Below are 18432 nucleotides of genomic sequence, written 5' to 3' on the forward strand. Positions count from 1 at the left end.
GACGCACCTGCCCGGTCTTCGGCCGGGCAGGGCTGCGTGACAGGGGAGGGGCGGCGAACCGGTGGGTTCGCCGCCCTTTTCCTGCTTGAACAGCAGGAGGGATCAGTCGGCGATCTGGCTGAGCGCCGTGCGCAGGGCGCCTTCATAGGACCGGCCGACACGCACGATCTGGCCACTATCCAGGTGCACGAGACGGCCGCCATGCTCGGTCGCGGAGGACATGGTGATGCGCTGCTTGTTGACGATGGCCGAGCGGTGCACGCGCATGAACATGCGCTCGTCCAGCAGGCTTTCCATCGCCGTCAGCGTGTCGCGGTGCAGCCAGGACCGGTCGCGGCAGTGCAGGCGGACATAATCGCCCTCGGCCTCGACCCAGTCGATCGTGCGCTTGGGCACACGCACCATGCCTTCGCGGCCCTTCACCCAGAGCGCATCGTCGGCCCCGGTGCCATTGCCACGCAGGGCGTCGATCACCGTTTCCAGCTCGCCGATCCGCGACTGCGCGTCCTGCAGGCGCAACAGGCTGCGGGCGCGGGCGAGGGCGGTGTCGAGGCGTTCCGGCTTCACCGGTTTGAGCAAATAGTCGACGGCAGCTTCCTCGAAGGCCTCGGCGGCGTGATGGCTGTAGGCGGTGACAAAGATCACTGCCGGGGCGTCGGGCCCGTTGAGCTGGCGCGAGACCATAAGACCATCGGTGCCGGACATGTGAATGTCGAGCAGCACGACGTCAGGGCGCAGCGTCGCGATCATCTCCATCGCCTCGTCGCCATCACGCGCCACACCGGCGATCTCGTATTGCGGCCGGCGGGCCAGCAGGACTTCCAGCCGGCGCGAGGCCAGCCGCTCGTCATCAACGATCAGGATGCGCATCCTTCCCTCCCTCAGTCTGTCCGGATCTTGTCTGGCCTGCAGTGGCGGTCGCCGCCGCAATAGCGAAGTGGCGGATTGCGAGACGGCCGTATCTCAAGGTGACCGGGGCCGTGGAAAGACACGGTTCGCTGAACATGTAGTCAGCCTAGCGGCGGCCTTGCGTCGCCCAAATCCATGCGCCTGTCATTCGTCTGGTTTATCAGCGCATTCGTCGCAGATATGCGGTGTTCGGGGCGCTCGTCTTGCGATCAGGGTGCGTTCCGGTGCGACGGATGGTGTGCCGGCGTCAGCATTGTGGTGGATGTGAGAGGGCGTGGAGAACGCCAAGCCGGGCGCGCCGCCCGCGGCCCTGCGCGCGTTCCAGGTCAGCATCGACCCCGGCACCGACTGCGGCGACAGGCTCGGGTCGAGCAGTGCGGGGACTACGGAAAAATGGTGCCGGCTGAGGGACTCGAACCCCCGACCCCCTGATTACAAATCAGGTGCTCTACCAGCTGAGCTAAGCCGGCAACCAAGGGCGACCTGATACGCGGGGCCGGGGAGCGGGACAAGCCCCTGATGCAATCGGAACTGTCCCGTCCGCCGGCCGTGTCGCGGATCAGTCCTTGACGGCGACGCCGTCCATCGCGGTGAGGATGGCGGCGGCGACCACGAAGCCGATCAGCGTATGGGCGCCGTCGAGCACCAGCATCATCATGGGCTGCATGGCGTAGGCGATGTCATAGGCGATCGTCGTCACCACGAAACCGGCCCACAGGAAGACGGCCCATTTCACGGCACTGGCGAGCCCGTCGGCCTTCAGCGCCTTCAGCGCCAGGCCGAGAAAGGCCGTGGTGACCAGCGTAATGGCAAAGCCCATCGCCATGGCGGGCCCGGCGGATGCTTCGGCGGCGGTCATCTGGGCGTCGGTGAATCCCCACAACCCTGTCCAGAGCTCGGAAAAAAGCGCGCCATACCAGACGGCGCCGACAACATAAAAGCCAAGTGTAGCGACGATGAGCGCCACAATGTTCAGCCCGAGAATTCGCGGCATTTGGTATTTCCTCCCCATTGAAGGGCCTGTATGTCTCACGGCCCCGGAACGAGTCCCCTTTGGCTCGCCCCTGACGCGAACACTTTACCCCAATCGCCGCGCAAGAGAAGAAAGTCGAAATGGCCCGGATACTGATCACCAGCGCTCTGCCCTACATCAATGGCGTCAAGCATCTGGGCAATCTCGCAGGGTCGATGCTGCCCGCCGATGTTTATGCGCGCTTCCAGCGGGTGATGGGTCATGATGTGCTCTATGTCTGCGCCACCGACGAGCACGGCACGCCGGCCGAGCTGGCCGCGGCAACGGCCGGACAAAGCGTGCGTGAATACTGCGACGAGCAGCATGAGATCCAGAAGCGCGCCGGCGCCGGCTTTTCGCTCTCCTATGATGTCTTTGGCCGCACCTCGAATGCGCCGAACATCGAGCTGACCCAGCATTTCGCCGAGGTGCTGGAGGAGAAGGGCCTGATCGAGGAGCGTATCGAGCACCAGGTCTTCTCGATCGACGATGACCGCTTCCTGCCGGACCGCTATGTCGAGGGCACCTGTCCGCATTGCGGTTTCGAGCGCGCCCGTGGCGACCAGTGCGATAATTGTGGCCGCCTGTTGGAGCCGACGGACCTCAAGGAGCCATACTCCAAGATTTCCGGCTCGAAGAATCTCGAAGTGCGCGAGACCAAGCATCTCCATCTCCTGCAGACGAAGGTGGAAGCGGATATCCGCAACTGGGTCGATGCCGCTACCGAATGGCCCAGCCTGGCCAAGTCGATCGCCTATAAATGGCTGGATGAGGGCCTGCGCGATCGTTCAATCACGCGCGACCTGAAATGGGGCGTCCCGGTGACGAAAAACGGCGCACCGCGGCCGGACTTCGAAAACAAGGTTTTCTATGTCTGGTTCGATGCGCCCATCGGCTATATCGGCGCGACGGTGGAATGGGCGCAGGCCCATGGCGGGGACTGGGAAAGCTGGTGGCGCACCGACAAGGGCGCGGACGACGTGACCTATGTCCAGTTCATGGGCAAGGACAATGTCGCCTTCCACACCGTGTCCTTCCCGGCGACGATTCTGGGGTCCGAAGAGCCCTGGAAGACGGTCGACAAGCTGAAGGCGTTCAACTGGCTGACCTGGTATGGCGGCAAGTTCTCGACCTCGGAAAAGCGCGGCGTCTTCATGGACCAGGCGCTTGATCTGCTGCCGGGCGATTACTGGCGCTGGTATCTCACGGCGAATGCGCCGGAAGGCTCGGACTCGGCCTTCACCTGGGATCATTTCCAGAGCCTGATCAACACCGACCTGGCCAATGTGCTGGGAAATTACGTCAATCGCATCCTGCGCTTCAACAAGTCGCGCTTCGACGGCGTCGTGCCGGAAGGCGGCACGTGGGGCGAGAACGAGGACTGGCTGGCCGGCGAGATGACGGAACGCCTGAAGGCCGCGGAAGCGCATTTCGAGGCAATGGAATTCCGCAAGGCCGCCGGCGAGATCCGCGCGATCTGGGCGCTGGGCAATGAATACCTCACAAAGGCCGAGCCCTGGACCAAGTTCAAGACCGACCCGGACGCCGCCGCCATCGGCGTGCGCACGGCGCTCAACTACATGACGGTGATGGCCAGGGTGGCCCTGCCGGTCATCCCGAACGCGGCCGCGACCATTCTCGATGCGCTGGGGATCGCCGATAGCGATCGCGTCTGGCCGAAGGGCGAGGCAAAGTCCATGCTCACCGCGCTGCCGGTCGGTCAGTCCGTCGAGCCGCCTGAAGTCCTGTTCAAGAAGATCGAGGATACGGACGTGGCGGAATGGTCCGAACGTTTCGGCGGGGCGGACTGAGTAGTATCGCGAAAAATGAGGGCAGCTATGTGGCGCAGCGGTATTGTGTTGACGGTCTTGATGCTGGGCGCGTGCGACCGCACGGGGCCGGAACAGCGCCAGGGCATGATTGACTATTTCGACGAGACAAGCGCCCCGGCTGCCCGACCGGATTTCACCGGCATTCCCGACTGGCGCGCGGTCGACCCGGAGAACCTGCTCCTGATCGAGGTCGAAGACGGCATGATCGCCATCGAATTGGCCGACTGGATTGCGCCGAACCACGCCGCCCGCATGCGGCAGGCGGCGCGTGACGGCTTTTTCGACGGGCGGGACTTCTACCGCGTGATCGACGGTTTCGTCGCCCAGGCAGGTCGCGGCGAGGAGGCCGATTCGATCGAGCTGCCGCAATATCCGGCGCTGGCGGGCGAATTCACCGTGCCGGCCGGCAGCGTCACCTTCACGCCGATGGTCGATGACGACCTCTATGCGCCCACTGTCGGCCATGTCGCGGGCTTTCCGGCGGCCATGAACGCGGCAGGCGACGCGGTCTGGCCGATCCATTGCCCCGGCACGGTGGCGATGGCCCGCGGCAATGAACCGGACAGTGGCGATGTGGAGTTCTACATCGTCATCGGGCAGGGGCCGCGCCACCTCGACCGGATCATGTCGGTCTTCGGCCGGGTCATCGACGGGATGGATCATGTGCAGGCGCTGCGCCGGGGCGATCCCGTGGTGAATTCCGGCGTGATCGCCGATCCGGCTGAGCGGGACACGATCCTGTCGGTGCGCGTGGCGGCCGATCTACCCGAAGCCGGTCGTCCCGCCTACGAGATCATGCGCACGGACAGTGAGGCCTTTCACGATGCCAAGGCCGCCCGCCGCAACCGCACCCATCCCTTCTTTTTCGAGACGCCGCCGGCCGTGATCGAGGCCTGTCACATGCCGGCTGCTGTGAGGCGTGCCGAATGAGCACTACCGAAGACACGGTCCAGTCGATGATCGGAGCGGCGCTGCATGCCGATGCCCCGGGCGATATCATTGCCGAGATCGAGGCGGCTCTGGGGTCGGAGGACCGCTGGGTGCTCAATGCCTGCATCCTGTCGATCGGCCATATGGCGCGGCGTTTCAGGACCTATCCGGCCGATCTGAAGGCCCGCGTCTGGCTGGCCGCGAGAACCAGTGCGCATGCCGATGTGCTGGCGGGAACGCTGGGGGATGCCGAAAGCGATATCGCCACATTCAAGGCCGAGGCGGTGTAATGGGTCAGCCGGATATTTCAGCAGCGGAACTGGATCGTCTGGAACGGGCGGCGGCGCTGTTGCTGGAAGCCGAAGACCGGCTGCCCGTTCTCAAGACCATTGCCTGGAGCCGCTCTCTGGCCGATGCCTTCTTCGAGAGCGGCGAGCGCGAACTGCCCCGTCCGGTCTATCCGCACATCGATGCCGGGCCTTCGCTGGAGCGGGGCGCCGAAGCGCGCCGCCTGATCGACGGATCGAGCCCGGTCCATGACTGGCTGCTGCGTCTCAGCGAGACGGTCGCCGATACCGCACACATGCTCGAGGCGGTCGGGACTGCGGACTTTCACCGCTATTCCAGCCGGCTCTATGGCGGGCCGGCCAGCCCGATTGCCGACGGCAAGCGCACGGCGCTGGATCTGGCGCGGCGGCTGGACGATGTACTCGCTGACTTCGACGGCGCCGCGGTGCGGCTCGAACCGCCGGAGGTTCTCACGGCCGACGATCTCAAGGCGCGGCTGGATGCCGAACTGCCGGCCGCTTTCGGTGCGGTGGCGCCGCGGGTCGAGGTGACGCTGGACGTGTCCGCCAAGGCCGCCGCGGGGCGCGACTATATCAAGCTGCGCGCGGACGCGGCTTTCTCGGATCTCGACGTGGTGCAATTGCTGCAGCACGAGGCCTTCATCCATATCGCCACCAGCCAGAACGGGCTGCGCCAGACGCATTTCCCGGTGCTTGCGGAAAGCCACCCCGGCAATGCGCGCACCCAGGAAGGCCTGGCGGTCTTTGCTGAATTCATCTCCGGCGCGCTCGATCCGCGGCGCTTCCGGCGTCTGGCCGACCGGGTGATTGCCATCGACATGGCCGCCCGGGGCGCCGACTTTATCGAGCTCTACCGCTTCTTCCGCGAGCGCAATGACCGCGATGCGCCGATCGAGGCTTTCGAGAGCGCGCGGCGTGTGGTGCGTGGTGGCGTGGCGGGCGGCGGCGCCCCCTTCACCAAGGACTCCATCTATCTGGGCGGGCTTCTGGAAGTGCACAATTATCTGCGCACGGCTGTGCGGGCCGGCGATATCGCGCTGATCCGCCTCCTGTTCGTGGGCAAGATCGACCTGATGGATCTGGAAGCGATGAAACAGCTGCGCGAGGGCGGGCTGATTGTCGAGCCGGCCTTCATGCCGCCCTGGGCGACGGATCTGCGCTATCTTCTGTCCTACCTGGCCTATTCGACCTTCCTCAACGAGATCGACCTGCGCCATGTCGCGGCGCGCTACGAGCCGCTGTTCACCAGCTGACGGCAGCGGCGGGCGTCAGGCCCAGTCGCGGCGGCTGAGCCAGATCACCAGCAGGACGAAGAGAAGCGTGCCGCCTCCGCCGCCCAGGGCGAGCGCGATCTGCGCGCGTTCCGGATCCGTGGCCAGCATGTTCACCGGCATCAGCCAGGGGAAGTAGATCCCGTATTCCGAACTCGTCGCCGCAACGGCCACGAAAGTGCCGCCGATGCCGATCGCCACCGGGGCGGCGAAGCTGCGGAACCGGTGGGCGATGCCCCATTGTACCGCGGCCACGCAGATCCCGGCGATCCACATCTGCGCGTGCAGGCGAAACGCCAGCGCCCAGTCCGGTGCGCCTGCAATCACTAGCTCCGGATCGACCAGAAGCCCGGTCCACGCCGCGGCGAAGGCGGCCATCGCCACACTGGCCGAGATGATCGCCATCATGCCCAGAAGGACCAGGATCTTGGCGGTGAAGATCTGCCAGCGCGGCACCGGCAGGGCGAGCGACCACGACCAGGTGCCCGGACCGTGTTCGGTCTGGGCCATCAGGGCGGCCAGGCCGATCGTGGTCATGGGCAGAAGGAAATAGGCCCAGATCGCCGAGCCGGCCATGACCAGTATGGTCCACTCGCCGGCACCCTGACCGCTGGTCATGGCGAGGACGCCGAGCAGATACACCATGACGGCCGGTGTCGCCGCGACGAGCAGGACGAGCGAGCGGCGCAGTTTGAGGATTTCACATCCGATAGCGCGGATCATGCGGCGGCCTCCTTGCGGGGAGCGGACGTCAGGTCGAGGAACAAGCTCTCCAGATCGGCGCGAAGCGGGGCGAGGGCGCTGACGGCAATCCCGGCGCCGACGAGGGCGGCGTTGAGCCGGGCCGGATCGCCGTCGCCCGACAGGATAAAGGATCCTGTCGCATCATCCCGGCTCTCCACTGCGAAGCCATGCGCGCCGGCCAGCGCGATGGCCGCGCCGGGCTTGTCGCACCGGACGTCCAGGCGCTGGCCCGTGCGGGCTGCGAGCGCGCCGATGGCGCCGTCGAACACGGTCTCGCCCTGGCGCATCACGCCGACATGGGTGGCGATCTGTTCGACTTCGGACAGGAGGTGGCTGGACATGAAGACGGTGGCCCCCGTGCGTTCCGGCAGATCGCGGATCAAGGCGCGCATGTCGCGCATGCCGGACGGGTCGAGCCCGTTGGTCGGTTCGTCGAGAATCAGCAGCCGGGGTTCGCCGATCAGCGCGCGGGCCAGGCCCAGACGCTGGCGCATGCCCAGCGAGTACTGACCCACCTTGCGCCCGGCGTCGCGGGTCATCTCGACCGTCTCAAGCACGGCGTCGATGCGCGCCCTGGGCAGGGCGAGATAGCGGCAGGCCAGTTGCAGGTTCTCGTGTCCGGTGAGGTTGGGATAGAGCGCCGGCGTCTCGACGACGGCCCCGACACGCGCCAGGGCGGCCCGGCGATTGCGCCGGATGTCGTGACCGTCCACGCGCACCGTCCCGGCATTTGCCCGGATGAGGCCCAGAAGGCAGCGGATCGTCGTGGTCTTGCCCGCCCCGTTGGGACCGAGAAACCCGTAGATCGCGCCCTGCGGCACGGTCAGATCGACACGGCGCACGGCATCGACGCGGCCATAACGCTTGGCCAGCCCGCGGACATCGAGGGGCAATTCGGTCATGTGGCACAGACTCCTGTCCAGTCCGGCCAGACTGTCCGGCGCCTGTCCAGCGGCACAGGGGGAAAATCCGCGCCCCCATCCCGCACGACCGGAGAGGGCGAGACCGGGCCCGTCCACACGATCATCGATTGACGTTTGGTCTGGGCCCCGTTCGAATGGCGAAAACCACTCAAAGGGGAAGCTGTCATGAAACGCCATCTTTTCGTCGCCACCGCTGTGCTCGGCCTGTCGCTCGCTGCACAGCCGGCCGTTCTGGCTCAGAACGAGGATGCGCTCAGCCGTGCGATCGCGGCGGATTATGACGCGCATCTGGAAGCGCTTTACCAGCACTTTCACGCGCATCCCGAACTCTCCCACCAGGAAGTCGAGACCGCTGCACGCCTGGCCGCAGAACTGCGCGCGCTGGGGTTTGAGGTGACCGAGCAGGTTGGCGGGACCGGCATTGTCGCCGTGATGGAGAACGGCGAAGGCCCGACGCTGATGTTGCGCGCCGACATGGACGGGCTGCCGGTGCGCGAACAGACCGGTCTGGACTATGCTTCCACCGACACCGATGTCGACCATCGCGGGGTCGAAAACCCGGTCATGCACGCGTGCGCCCACGACACGCATATGACCGCGCTGGTCGGTGCGGCACGGCAACTCGTTGAACGGACCGATGAATGGTCGGGTACCCTGGTGCTGATCGGCCAGCCGGCCGAGGAGCTGGGCGAGGGCGCTGTCGCCATGATCGAGGACGGGCTGTTCGAACGCTTCCCGACGCCGGACTTCAACGTGTCCTTCCACACATTTTCAGGGATACCTACCGGCACGATCACCTATGTGCCGGGATATGCGATGGCCAACGTCGATTCGGTCGACATCTATGTGCGCGGCCGCGGCGGCCACGGCGCCTATCCGCATACCACCAAGGACCCGATCTACCTCGCCTCGATGATCGTGGTGAATCTGCAATCGCTGATTTCCCGCGAGCTGTCTCCGCTGGAGCCGGGCGTGGTGACGGTCGGGGCCTTCAATGCCGGCGCCAAGCACAACATCATCTCCGACGAGGCACATCTCCAGCTCACCGTGCGCTCCTATTCCGACGAGGTCCGGGAACACTTGCTCTCGGGCATCCAGCGGGTCGCCAACAATCAGGCCGCCGCCTACGGATTGACCGAGGCGGAGTATCCGCGCATCGAGATCGAGGAGACCTACACGCCGGCGCTTTACAATAATCCGGATCTGGCCAGCCGCGCCGTCGGCGCGCTGCGCGCCCGTTTCGGCAATGAGGCCGTCTTGGAGACCGATCCGGTGATGGGCGGCGAGGACTTCTCGCAATACCACCGCACCGAACACGACATCCCGACCTTCATGTTCTGGGTGGGTGGGACCACGCAGGAACGGCTCGACTGGTTTCGCGAGGGCGGGCTAACCCCGCCGTCCAACCACTCGCCCTTCTTCGCGCCCGACGATCCGCGCACCACGATCACCCAGGCGACAGAGGGCATGACCAGTGTCGCCCTGGACATCCTGGCGCCTGCCGAGAGCGGGTAGGCCCGGTTTAGCCAGGACGGCGGGGCGGCCTGCTCCTTGCGACCCTTGACGGGCCTCTGGCCAAGGGCGGGCGGATAGGTGGAGAAAAACGCTCAGGGCTTTCGGGACCGACGCCGCTTTCGCTGCCAGCGTTTCACATGAGGATCGAAGAAGAGCCAGATGCCGGTGCCCCAGAGTATCAGCAGGATCACGCCGACGGGCAGAAAGACGAAAGTCTTCACCCAGTCGGCGAAGAAAGAACCGTCATGAATCTGCTCGATCAGATCGGATCGGCGATATTCGACCGATAGCACGTCGAGTGTCACCAGATCGATCTGCGCCTCCCATCGGTTGGGTGCGATGAATTTGGCAATTCCGCGATCCGAGCGGATGTCGATGCGGTCAAACTCGTTCCACCGGGCGTCCAGTTCCGGGATGGCCGCTGCCACGCTGTAGAGTTCGGCCAATGATGTGTCCGGCGCAACGTCGGAGGCGTGGGCGCTGCGTTGACTGGGGGGCTGTATCCAGTCGATGTCCTTCTTCAGCATCAAAAAAATGCCGGCGACGATGACCACGCCGAGCGGAAGCATGACGACCGGCGAGGACCAGTGGTGGATGTCACGGAGGAGTTTGCCGAGTTTCATGACGGGCATGGTGGGGATGGCCGTCATGCAGTCAAGGCGCGCAGTGCGGTGGTCCTGCTAATCGTGCGCTCCGCTTTTCTTTTTCTAGGCGCTTGATAGTCTGGCCGGAACCAAAAGGGGAGAATTCGATGCGGGGAATGATCTGTGCCGTGCTGCTATGCACGCTGCCGTCGGCTGCTTGTGCGCAAAGCGAGGAAAGCGATGACGCTGAGGCGGGGCCGCTGGCGTCGGAAAACTTCTCGGGCCTTGAGTTTCGCAGCATCGGTCCGGCTTTCATGTCGGGTCGGATCAGCGATATCGAAATTCTTCAAGACACGCCTTCAAGCTGGATAGTCGGCGTCGGATCCGGTGGGGTCTGGCGGACGGACAATGCCGGTACCACCTGGACGCCCATCTTTGACGGTCAGGATGTCTATTCTATCGGCGCGGTCACGATCGACCCGCAGAACCCGCATACGATCTGGGTCGGAACCGGCGAGAATCACGGCGGCCGCCATGTCGGGTACGGCAATGGCATTCACCGGTCGCGCGACGGGGGACAAACCTGGGACCATCTCGGACTGGAGAATTCCGAGCACATTTCGGAAATTCTGGTTCATCCGGAGGATTCCAATACGATCTGGGTCGCGTCCCAGGGGCCGCTCTGGTCGTCCGGCGGGGATCGCGGCCTGTTCAAGTCGACCGATGGCGGTGAGACCTGGGATCTCGTCCTGTCGGCCGGGGAATGGACTGGCGTCACCGATATCGTGATGGATCCGCGCAATCCTGACCGGCTGGTCGCCGCCACATGGCAGCGCCACCGCACCGTGGCAGCCTATATGGGCGCGGGGCCGGAAAGCGGTCTTCATGTGTCGGATGATGGGGGCGAAACCTGGCGTGAAGTCACGGCGGGGCTGCCGGACGGCAATATGGGCAAGATCGGCCTGGCCATCTCACCACAGAACCCGGATGTCCTCTACGCAGCCATCGAAGAGGACCGCCGCACCGGGGGCGTCTACCGTTCAAGCAATCGCGGTGAGAGCTGGACGCGCATGTCGGATACCGTCTCCGGCGGTACCGGCCCGCACTATTACCAGGAGCTCTACGCCCACCCGCACCATTTCGACCGGATCATCCTGGTGTCGAATACGACGCAGATTTCCAGCGATGGTGGTGCGACCTTCCGTGGTCTCAACAATGAGACCAAGCACGTTGACGATCACGCCATTGCCTTCCACCCGACGGCCCCGGACTACATGCTTGTCGGTTCCGATGGCGGGCTCTACGAAACCTATGACGGTGACGCCACGTGGCGCTTCATCTCCAACCTGCCGATCACGCAATTCTACGATATTGCGCTGGACGACACCGAACCCTTCTACAATGTTTATGGCGGTACCCAGGACAACAGTTCGCAAATGGGCCCGTCGCGGACGGACAGCCTGCATGGCATCCGGAACTCGAATTGGGTTGTCACCCTGTTTGCCGACGGACACGAGCCGGATGTGGAGCCCGGGAATCCCGACATTGCCTATTCCAGCTGGCAACAGGGCAGTCTCGCCCGCATCGACAGCACCACAGGCGAGATCGTCTATATCCAGGCGCAACCGCAGCCGGGCGATCCGGCCGAACGCTTCAATTGGGATGCGCCGCTTGTCGTGTCATCGCATGAGCCGACGCGGGTTTATCATGCCTCCCAGCGGGTCTGGCGTTCCGATGATCGCGGTGACAACTGGCGCGCCATCTCCGGCGACCTGACCCGCGATCAGGATCGCATGCGTCTACCCATCATGGGCCGGCAATGGTCCTGGGAAGCGGGCTGGGACCTCTATGCGATGTCGAACTACAACACGATCAGCGCCCTGGCGGAATCGCCGGTCGATGAGAGCGTGCTGTACGCCGGCACCGATGACGGACTGATCCAGGTCACGACCGATGGTGGCGAGACCTGGTCCGAAACCGAAGCCGGCGCGCTGCGCGGCGTTCCGGATCTGGCCTATATCAATGATTTCGAGCCGTCGCGCTTCAACGCGGATACCGTCTACATGGCGCTCGACAATCACAAGGCTGGCGATTTTGCCCCCTATCTGCTGCGTTCGGACAATCAGGGCCGCAGCTGGCGCATGATCACGAACGGCCTTCCGGACAATGGACCGGTCTGGCGTATCGTGCAGGATCATGAAAATCCGGATCTGCTCTTCGTCGGTACCGATTTCGGGGTCTATTTCACCCTCGATGGCGGTGAGCAGTGGACAGAACTGGCCGCCGGCATGCCGCCCATCCCCGCGCGCGATCTGCTGATCCATGAACGCGAGGATGATCTGGTGGTGGGCACGTTCGGCCGTTCGATCTACGTGCTGGATGATATCACGCCCCTGCGCGAAGCGTCGGTGGAGATGCTGGAGAATGAGTCCCGCCTGTTCCCGGTGCGCCGGGCCTGGTGGTATTTCCAGCAGCACGAACTCGGTTTCAGCTTCCGGGCTTCGCAGGGCGATGGCTATTTCCAGGCGGAAAACCCGCCTTTCGGCGCTGTCATCACCTACTATCTGCACGAGGGCCTGCAATCCTCCGCGGAAGTCCGCCAGGAATCCGAAAGCGAGGCCATCGAGGCTGGTGAAGACACGCCTTTCCCGGGCTTTGACGTGATCGAGGCCGAACGCCGCGAGGCGCCGCCGCGCATCTGGCTGGTGATCCGCGACAGTGAGGGCGAGGTCGTGCGCCGCCTGCCCGGCGGCGTGTCGTCGGGTTTCCATCGCGTCGCATGGGATCTGACCTATCCGAGCGCCAATGCTGTGACCGAACCGGATACACCGGATGCCGAGACATCCGGTTATCTGGTGGCCCCGGGGCTTTATTCGGTTGAACTCGTGCGTCAGGAGGGCGGTGAAATCACCTCCATCGGCGAGCCGCAGGAGATCGTTGTGGAGCGGCTCACCGAAGGGGCTCTGCCAGGGGCGCCGGATGATGAGGTTGTCGCGTTCTGGGAGCGTCTGGGCGCCATGCAACGGCAGCTCTCTGCTGCCAACGCTTCCATTGACCAGACCCATACCCGCCTGGCTCGCTTGCAGTCAGCGCTGAACCGCACGCGTACGGCGCCCGGGGCTCTGGATGAGCGCCATGAAGCCTTGCGGCAGGAGCTGTTGGCGATCGAGGAAGCCTTGCAGGGTAATCAGTCAACGCAAGGGCAGTATGGTGCCGAACCCTCCACGGTGTCGTCCCGCCTGTCCTTCGCCCAATTGGGAACCGGCAGTTCTGCCTATGGTCCGTCCCGCGCACACGAAGCACAGCTTCAGATGGCCGAGGAAGCGTTCGCCGGTCTGCGTGATCGGCTGACAGAGCTGGTCGAAAACGACATTCCTGCCTTTGAGGCGGAACTGGCGGAAGCGGGCGCACCCTGGACGCCGGGGGCGACCATTCCGCCCTGGTAAGGCTTCACGACGACTGAACCTCAGCTGGCGTCCTGACGCCGGCTGAGGTCTTGTCCCGCGAAAGGTTTGAATGTCGTGGCGCAGTCTTGCATCCGATAAAGCCGTAAGGGCAAACGCAGACAGGTGCGGTTAGTTCGGGCGATCAATTATGGTCCGCCCATATCCCAAAAATAAGACGCAAACATCCGGAGACGGGCGTGAATTGCCTCGTCGCGCGACGCGTACTAACGTGCCGCGCCAGACGAGAGGGGGAGTGTGCATGTCGCTGATTCCGGCAGACAATCATCTGGCCGTCATGGCCGCATTGTTCACGATCGCCGCTGTGGCGTTTCTTCTGGAGAAGACCCGCATCGGCGCGCTGGTCACCGGCACGGTCTCGGCGATCTTCATCGCCATCCTGGCGGCCAATCTGCGTATCATCCCCAGCTCGGCCCCGGCCTATGATTTCGTCTGGACCTATTTCGTCCCCGTCCTGATCCCGCTCTTCCTGATGAAGGCGGATCTCAAGCGGATCTTCTTCGAGACCACCCGCATGGCAGTGGCGTTCATGCTCGCGGCAGCAGCGACCGTGATCGGTGCGGTCATCGCCTTCTCCCTGATCCATGTCGGTGATTATGAGATCGGGGCTGTGGCCGCGGAGTACGGATCACGCCAGGCCGCTGCGGCGGGCGCGTTCACGGCGACCTATATCGGCGGCTCTGTAAACTATGGCGCGCTGATGAGCTCCACCGGGCTCGGCGCAGCCGATCCCAGTTTTGCCTCGGCGATGACCGCCGTCGACAATCTTTATTCCGGCTTCTTCCTCGCCCTTCTGGCCATTATTCCCGGTGTCAGCTGGATCGCTTCGCGCTTCGTCCAGCGCGATCACAGCCAGGGCGAAATCGAGGTTGCCGAGGAAGATTCGATCTCGCCGGCCTCGCTCACCCTGTCCATGGCCTATGCCCTGGTCGTGGTCGCGCTCGGCTCCCTGGTGGCGGACCTCCTGGATCAGGTCTGGGATGATGCCGGCCGCAAGTGGAAGTTTGCCATCATCTCGGTTCTCTCACTGATCCCCGCGACCGCTTTCCCCAAGACAATGGGGCGGCTGCGCGGCGGGTATGAGATCGGGATCGCGCTCAGCTTTGTCTTCTTTGCCATGATCGCGGCGGGCGCGGATGTGGTGTCGCTGCTGCAGCTGGCACCGATCCTGATGTTGCTGATCGGCATTCTCCTGGTGGTGCACGCCACTGTCCTGTTCGGTCTGGGCAGCCTTCTGCGCCTGTCCCTGCCGGAACTGATCACTGCATCCAATGCCGCCATCCTCGGCGCGACGACGGCGCCGGCCCTGGCCGCGGCCAAGGGGTGGAAGGATCTGGTCACGCCCGGCGTGCTGGTCGGGGTGCTGGGCTATGCCATCGGTACACCCATCGCGACGCTCGTGTTCGAGTTCTGGCCGGGCTGACGCGCGGTACGACATTACGCGAGCTTCACACCGCCTTCAGCTGCCCGAAGGATGCAGGCTGTCATAGACTGCATCCGACAGGGGCCTCCCGTGCATCCAAGGGGGGAGAAGCGAATTTGGAGGGAGTTCCATGACTGACAGAACCATCACCGGAAAAATTGTCGCCGGTGCCGTGGCAACGGTGGCCGGTATCGGTGCACTGTCGATGGGCGCCAACGCCCAGTCGGGCGGCGGGCAGAGCTATGACGGCGATCATGTGCGCGTCGAGAACTTCATCGGCCGTGTGGAAATCCGCACCGGTGGATCGGACATCCGCGTCGAGATCCGCAATCCCGGAGATGTCGCCGAGGATCCTGTCGCCAGCGGCTCGCGCAATGGCGTGACGATCGATGGCGGTCAGAGCGTGCGCAATCTGAACTGCCGCACCCGCAACAATGAAATCCGGATCGGCCGCCGCTTTGCAACGCATTCCATCGACGAGTATCCGACCCTGGTCATCACCGCGCCGGACACCATCACGTTCGAACTCGATGACAGCGCCTTTGTCGGCGAGGCCGGCGATCTGGGTGCGCTGGACCTGGCGATGAACAGCTGTGGCCGCTTCGACGCCGGTATGATCGACCGCGACGCCGAGATCCGCATCAGCGGTTCCGGTGATGTCACCGTCAGGGATATCGGCGGCGATGCGAACATCGCCATCAACGGGTCCGGCGATGTTGTCGCCGGAACGGTCGGCGGCCGCATTCATGTCGGGATCAACGGGTCCGGCGATGTCGAAACCGGCGAAGTTCGCGGTGACAGCGAGGTCGATATCAACGGGTCCGGCGATGTCGAGTTTGCCCGCGTTGCCGGCCTTGATGTCGATATTTCGGGCTCTGGCGATGTGGTCGTCGGTAGCATGGACGGTGCCTTCAACGCCGGTATTGCCGGTTCTGGCGACATTACCGTGCGCCGTGGTCAGGCGCAGCCCTTCGAGGCGGACATCAACGGCTCCGGCGATATCAGATTCGGCGGTACGGCGACCGATGTGCGTATCCGTGAAGGCGGTGGCGGCGATGTCGAGATTGCCGAGATCGAAGGCTCGATCGACTGGCGCCGCAATGGCCGCACCGTGCTGCGCTCCGGCGGCAGCAAATAGGCTCCAGCAGGTGGCGCTTCGGTCCGCTCCGGCCTCACGGCCGGGCCGGGCGCCATTTTGCCGCTTCGTACAGGGCGATCGCGGCGGCATTCGAGACGTTCAGGCTTTCCACCGCCTGCGTCATCGGGATGCGCACCAGCTGATCGCAGGAGGCGGCCACACGCGGCCGCAATCCTTTTTCTTCCGAGCCCATCACCAGAACGATACCCGGACCGTGCCCCGTGCCGTCCGGCCCGGCCAGTGCCGCCGCCAGCTCGGTCTCGCCTTCGCCGGCCAGGCCCAGCACGAAACGGCCGGCCTTGCGGAATTCGGTCAGCGTGTCGGCGATATTGGTGACGCGTACATGCGCCACGCGTTCGGCGGCACCCACAGCGCTCTTGCAGACGGTGCCGAAAAGCGGCGGGGCCTTGCGGTCCTGCATCACCACGGCGCGGACGCCGAAGGCCGCAGCCGAGCGCAGGATCGCGCCGACATTGTGCGGGTCGGTGATCTGGTCGAGCACCAGCAGGGCGCCATGGGTCGGATCGGTGACGCCTGCCACCGGTTCGGCATCCAGCGCGGCGGCGCGGGCGGCAAAGCCCTGGTGCACGGCACCGGGGGGCAGGTCATTGTCCAGTGCGCGCGGTTCGACGGTGTTGGCCTGTGTGCCTTCGGGCAGTTCTCGCGCGGCATTGCGGGTGACGCGCAGTTCGAGGATTTTCCGGCGCGGATTCGCGACAGCGGCGAGCACTGCGTGACGCCCCCAGATCCATCCCGAATCGCCTGTGCCAGCAGGCCTGGAGCCGCGGCTGTAATCGGGGCGATTGGGGCTGTTGCGCCTTGGGTTCTTCGTCACTATAGTCCGCGCTCCTGTTTCGGGGCTCCGCCCGGTGAGGCCTGCCATAGCACGGCTGAAGCCAAGCTGAGAGACTTCGTTGCAGGACATCCTTCCGCCGGTTATTTCCGGACATGAAGGCACCCTGTGGAGGGGTGGGAGAGTGGTTAAATCCAGCAGACTGTAAATCTGCCCGCTATGCGTACGCTGGTTCGAATCCAGCCCCCTCCACCACCCTTCGCCCTGCGGGCTTCGGGTGGCAAGCCACCCGCAGCGCGCACCCGGGGCGAAGAGGTGCCCCGCCGAAGCCTTGGCGAAGGCGGGCATGTCCGCGACACGCGCGATTCCTCCTTTTGTCATCGAGTTCGGAACTAGCCGCAGCGCGCACCCTGGCCAAAGCGGACGCTGGCTCATCGTTTCTGGCAATCCTTATCTTTGCACGTTAAGGTGTATTGTTGGCCCGGGGAGGGGTCATGCGCTACGTGTACCTTCTGGCAAGCGTCTCTGTTGCCGGGCAACGCTATATCGGAATGACAAGAGATTTGCGTGCGCGGCTTGAGAGGCACAATTCGGGCGGCTCGCCCCACACTTCCAAATATGTGCCGTGGAAGCTCGTCACATACTTGGCCTTTTCGGATGTCGATCAGGCTATCGCCTTCGAGCGCTATCTGAAAACAGGTTCCGGTCAGGCATTCGCCAGGAAGCGCCTCTGGTCAATCCGCTCGATCGCCAAGAAAGAACCAGCGGCAAAGGACCTTGGCGGCGAGGGGTGATGTCCAGACTGTCGCGCTCGCGCCTCCGATGGGGCGGGCTGACCGCCCGACGCGCGGTCGCGCGTGCGAACCCTTTGGGTTCGTAGCGGTTGTTCAGCGCCGACTTTTTGGCGGCCGTGTAACGGCGTTGATGTCGTCGCAGGGGCCTGGCGCGCGGTCGTGCTTGCCAGCCACTGCAGCGGTGTTCAATTGCTCTCTCGACCTTTGGCGCGGTTACCGGTAAACACCAGCGCCCTGATGCGGGTATAGCACAATGGTAGTGCAGCAGCCTTCCAAGCTGAGGATGCGGGTTCGATTCCCGCTACCCGCTCCACCCTTCGCCCTGCGGGCTTCGGGTGTCAGACCACCCGCAGCGCGCACCCCGGGGCGAAGAGGCTTGTCCTCCGGAGCTTCAGCGAAGGAGGATGTCGCCCGAAGCCTCGGCGTAGGCGGACGGTCTGCGACTGCGCTGCTTCACGCCCCCTGACGCAAGCACCTCCGGCTAATCCGCGAAATGCCGACATGACCGCGTGCAGGGACTGCCGTGCGCAGCCGCATCATCCCGCGCTTGCCTCTTGCCTTTGGGCAAAACCGGCGCTATCCCGCGCCCGGTCCTTCGGGTACGGCCGTATCCGAACAGTTTCACTTGCATCTACGTCGATGGCCATCTTCGCGATTAGGTCGGCGTCCAAGAGGAAAACACGATGGCGAAGGAAAAGTTTGAGCGCACAAAGCCGCACGCGAACATTGGCACGATTGGTCACGTTGACCACGGCAAGACGACGCTGACGGCAGCGATCACGATGGTTCTGG

16 protein-coding genes and 3 tRNA genes are annotated in these 18432 nt (G+C 64.4%); 12 read left to right on the forward strand and 7 right to left on the reverse strand.

From position 1 onward, the window contains the following. Window positions 1-102: 102 nt before the first annotated feature. The 3 genes from ACXAJV_RS08945 to ACXAJV_RS08955 form a co-directional block, all read right to left on the reverse strand. Window positions 103-870 (reverse strand): LytR/AlgR family response regulator transcription factor, encoded by a 768-nt coding sequence (locus ACXAJV_RS08945; protein ID WP_475084381.1) that lies wholly within the window; start codon window positions 868-870, stop codon window positions 103-105. A gap of 433 nt (window positions 871-1303) precedes the next feature. Then, a tRNA-Thr gene (locus tag ACXAJV_RS08950) sits at window positions 1304-1379 on the reverse strand. An 89-nt stretch (window positions 1380-1468) separates the two neighbouring features. Beyond that, on the reverse strand, window positions 1469-1903 hold the full coding sequence (locus ACXAJV_RS08955) for a DUF1761 domain-containing protein (RefSeq protein ID WP_475084383.1): 435 nt from the start codon (window positions 1901-1903) through the stop codon (window positions 1469-1471). A gap of 119 nt (window positions 1904-2022) precedes the next feature. Here ACXAJV_RS08955 and metG point away from each other — a divergent pair, with 119 nt between their 5' ends. The 4 genes from metG to ACXAJV_RS08975 are packed head-to-tail and all read left to right on the forward strand — an operon-like array spanning window position 2023 to window position 6244. After that, window positions 2023-3732 (forward strand): methionine--tRNA ligase, encoded by a 1710-nt coding sequence (gene metG, locus ACXAJV_RS08960; protein ID WP_475084385.1) that lies wholly within the window; start codon window positions 2023-2025, stop codon window positions 3730-3732. A gap of 27 nt (window positions 3733-3759) precedes the next feature. After that, a complete protein-coding gene (locus tag ACXAJV_RS08965; protein ID WP_475084388.1) occupies window positions 3760-4683 on the forward strand; it encodes a peptidylprolyl isomerase in 924 nt (307 codons plus the stop codon). Then, window positions 4680-4973 (forward strand): hypothetical protein, encoded by a 294-nt coding sequence (locus ACXAJV_RS08970; RefSeq protein ID WP_475084390.1) that lies wholly within the window; start codon window positions 4680-4682, stop codon window positions 4971-4973. The genes ACXAJV_RS08965 and ACXAJV_RS08970 overlap by 4 nt, the downstream gene beginning before the upstream one ends. Beyond that, complete coding sequence (locus tag ACXAJV_RS08975; RefSeq protein WP_475084392.1) at window positions 4973-6244, forward strand: flavohemoglobin expression-modulating QEGLA motif protein; 1272 nt, start codon at window positions 4973-4975, stop codon at window positions 6242-6244. The genes ACXAJV_RS08970 and ACXAJV_RS08975 overlap by 1 nt, the downstream gene beginning before the upstream one ends. Window positions 6245-6259: 15 nt before the next feature. Here ACXAJV_RS08975 and ACXAJV_RS08980 read toward each other — a convergent pair whose 3' ends face one another. Both ACXAJV_RS08980 and ACXAJV_RS08985 read right to left on the reverse strand, forming a co-directional pair. Next, a complete protein-coding gene (locus tag ACXAJV_RS08980; RefSeq protein ID WP_475084394.1) occupies window positions 6260-6985 on the reverse strand; it encodes an ABC transporter permease in 726 nt (241 codons plus the stop codon). Beyond that, window positions 6982-7908: an ABC transporter ATP-binding protein gene (locus ACXAJV_RS08985; protein ID WP_475084396.1), complete on the reverse strand. Its 927-nt coding sequence runs from the start codon at window positions 7906-7908 to the stop codon at window positions 6982-6984. Before ACXAJV_RS08985 ends, ACXAJV_RS08980 begins: the two co-directional genes overlap by 4 nt. A 186-nt stretch (window positions 7909-8094) precedes the next feature. Here ACXAJV_RS08985 and ACXAJV_RS08990 point away from each other — a divergent pair, with 186 nt between their 5' ends. Next, on the forward strand, window positions 8095-9444 hold the full coding sequence (locus ACXAJV_RS08990) for an amidohydrolase (protein ID WP_475084398.1): 1350 nt from the start codon (window positions 8095-8097) through the stop codon (window positions 9442-9444). 92 nt (window positions 9445-9536) lie between these two features. On the opposite strand, the gene ACXAJV_RS08995 is transcribed toward ACXAJV_RS08990, so the two are convergent. Further along, a complete protein-coding gene (locus ACXAJV_RS08995; RefSeq protein WP_475084400.1) occupies window positions 9537-10067 on the reverse strand; it encodes a PepSY domain-containing protein in 531 nt (176 codons plus the stop codon). A gap of 128 nt (window positions 10068-10195) precedes the next feature. Between ACXAJV_RS08995 and ACXAJV_RS09000 the strand changes: the two genes are divergently transcribed. The 3 genes from ACXAJV_RS09000 (at window position 10196) to ACXAJV_RS09010 (ending at window position 16053) form a co-directional block, all read left to right on the forward strand. Next, window positions 10196-13474: a VPS10 domain-containing protein gene (locus ACXAJV_RS09000; RefSeq protein WP_475084402.1), complete on the forward strand. Its 3279-nt coding sequence runs from the start codon at window positions 10196-10198 to the stop codon at window positions 13472-13474. Between the two features lie 259 nt (window positions 13475-13733). Next, the gene (locus ACXAJV_RS09005) at window positions 13734-14915 is read left to right on the forward strand and encodes a DUF819 family protein (protein ID WP_475084405.1); all 1182 of its coding nucleotides are present in this window, start codon (window positions 13734-13736) and stop codon (window positions 14913-14915) included. A 130-nt stretch (window positions 14916-15045) separates the two neighbouring features. Beyond that, window positions 15046-16053, forward strand: a complete 1008-nt coding sequence (locus ACXAJV_RS09010) for a GIN domain-containing protein (protein ID WP_475084407.1) — start codon at window positions 15046-15048, stop codon at window positions 16051-16053. 34 nt (window positions 16054-16087) lie between these two features. On the opposite strand, the gene rlmB is transcribed toward ACXAJV_RS09010, so the two are convergent. Continuing rightward, entirely contained in the window at window positions 16088-16936 is an 849-nt protein-coding gene (rlmB, locus tag ACXAJV_RS09015) for a 23S rRNA (guanosine(2251)-2'-O)-methyltransferase RlmB (protein ID WP_475084409.1), read from the reverse strand. A gap of 80 nt (window positions 16937-17016) precedes the next feature. Between rlmB and ACXAJV_RS09020 the strand changes: the two genes are divergently transcribed. From ACXAJV_RS09020 to ACXAJV_RS09035, 4 genes are all read left to right on the forward strand, one after another. Next, window positions 17017-17101, forward strand: a tRNA-Tyr gene (locus tag ACXAJV_RS09020). Between the two features lie 239 nt (window positions 17102-17340). Beyond that, window positions 17341-17640 carry a GIY-YIG nuclease family protein gene (locus tag ACXAJV_RS09025; protein WP_475084412.1) on the forward strand — a complete coding sequence of 100 codons (300 nt, stop codon included), beginning with the start codon at window positions 17341-17343 and terminating at the stop codon, window positions 17638-17640. A 239-nt stretch (window positions 17641-17879) separates the two neighbouring features. Then, window positions 17880-17953 (forward strand) — tRNA-Gly (locus ACXAJV_RS09030). 370 nt (window positions 17954-18323) lie between these two features. Further along, a partial coding sequence (locus ACXAJV_RS09035; RefSeq protein WP_475084438.1) for a GTP-binding protein occupies window positions 18324-18432 on the forward strand: 109 nt, incomplete at its 3' end.

It is taken from the genome of Maricaulis sp. ABE4_448 (genome assembly GCF_056160825.1).

Bases quoted from the DNA above. Each gene is read 5' to 3' on its own strand.
- ACXAJV_RS08965 (WP_475084388.1), top strand. From the start codon at position 3,760: ATGTGGCGCAGCGGTATTGTGTTGACGGTCTTGATGCTGGGCGCGTGC.
- ACXAJV_RS09000 (WP_475084402.1), top strand. From the start codon at position 10,196: ATGCGGGGAATGATCTGTGCCGTGCTGCTATGCACGCTGCCGTCGGCT.
- ACXAJV_RS08980 (WP_475084394.1), bottom strand. From the start codon at position 6,985: ATGATCCGCGCTATCGGATGTGAAATCCTCAAACTGCGCCGCTCGCTC.
- ACXAJV_RS09025 (WP_475084412.1), top strand. From the start codon at position 17,341: ATGCGCTACGTGTACCTTCTGGCAAGCGTCTCTGTTGCCGGGCAACGC.
- ACXAJV_RS09010 (WP_475084407.1), top strand. From the start codon at position 15,046: ATGACTGACAGAACCATCACCGGAAAAATTGTCGCCGGTGCCGTGGCA.
- ACXAJV_RS08970 (WP_475084390.1), top strand. From the start codon at position 4,680: ATGAGCACTACCGAAGACACGGTCCAGTCGATGATCGGAGCGGCGCTG.
- ACXAJV_RS08955 (WP_475084383.1), bottom strand. From the start codon at position 1,903: ATGCCGCGAATTCTCGGGCTGAACATTGTGGCGCTCATCGTCGCTACA.
- ACXAJV_RS09005 (WP_475084405.1), top strand. From the start codon at position 13,734: ATGTCGCTGATTCCGGCAGACAATCATCTGGCCGTCATGGCCGCATTG.
- rlmB (WP_475084409.1), bottom strand. From the start codon at position 16,936: ATGGCAGGCCTCACCGGGCGGAGCCCCGAAACAGGAGCGCGGACTATA.
- ACXAJV_RS08990 (WP_475084398.1), top strand. From the start codon at position 8,095: ATGAAACGCCATCTTTTCGTCGCCACCGCTGTGCTCGGCCTGTCGCTC.
- ACXAJV_RS08945 (WP_475084381.1), bottom strand. From the start codon at position 870: ATGCGCATCCTGATCGTTGATGACGAGCGGCTGGCCTCGCGCCGGCTG.
- metG (WP_475084385.1), top strand. From the start codon at position 2,023: ATGGCCCGGATACTGATCACCAGCGCTCTGCCCTACATCAATGGCGTC.
- ACXAJV_RS08985 (WP_475084396.1), bottom strand. From the start codon at position 7,908: ATGACCGAATTGCCCCTCGATGTCCGCGGGCTGGCCAAGCGTTATGGC.
- ACXAJV_RS08975 (WP_475084392.1), top strand. From the start codon at position 4,973: ATGGGTCAGCCGGATATTTCAGCAGCGGAACTGGATCGTCTGGAACGG.
- ACXAJV_RS08995 (WP_475084400.1), bottom strand. From the start codon at position 10,067: ATGAAACTCGGCAAACTCCTCCGTGACATCCACCACTGGTCCTCGCCG.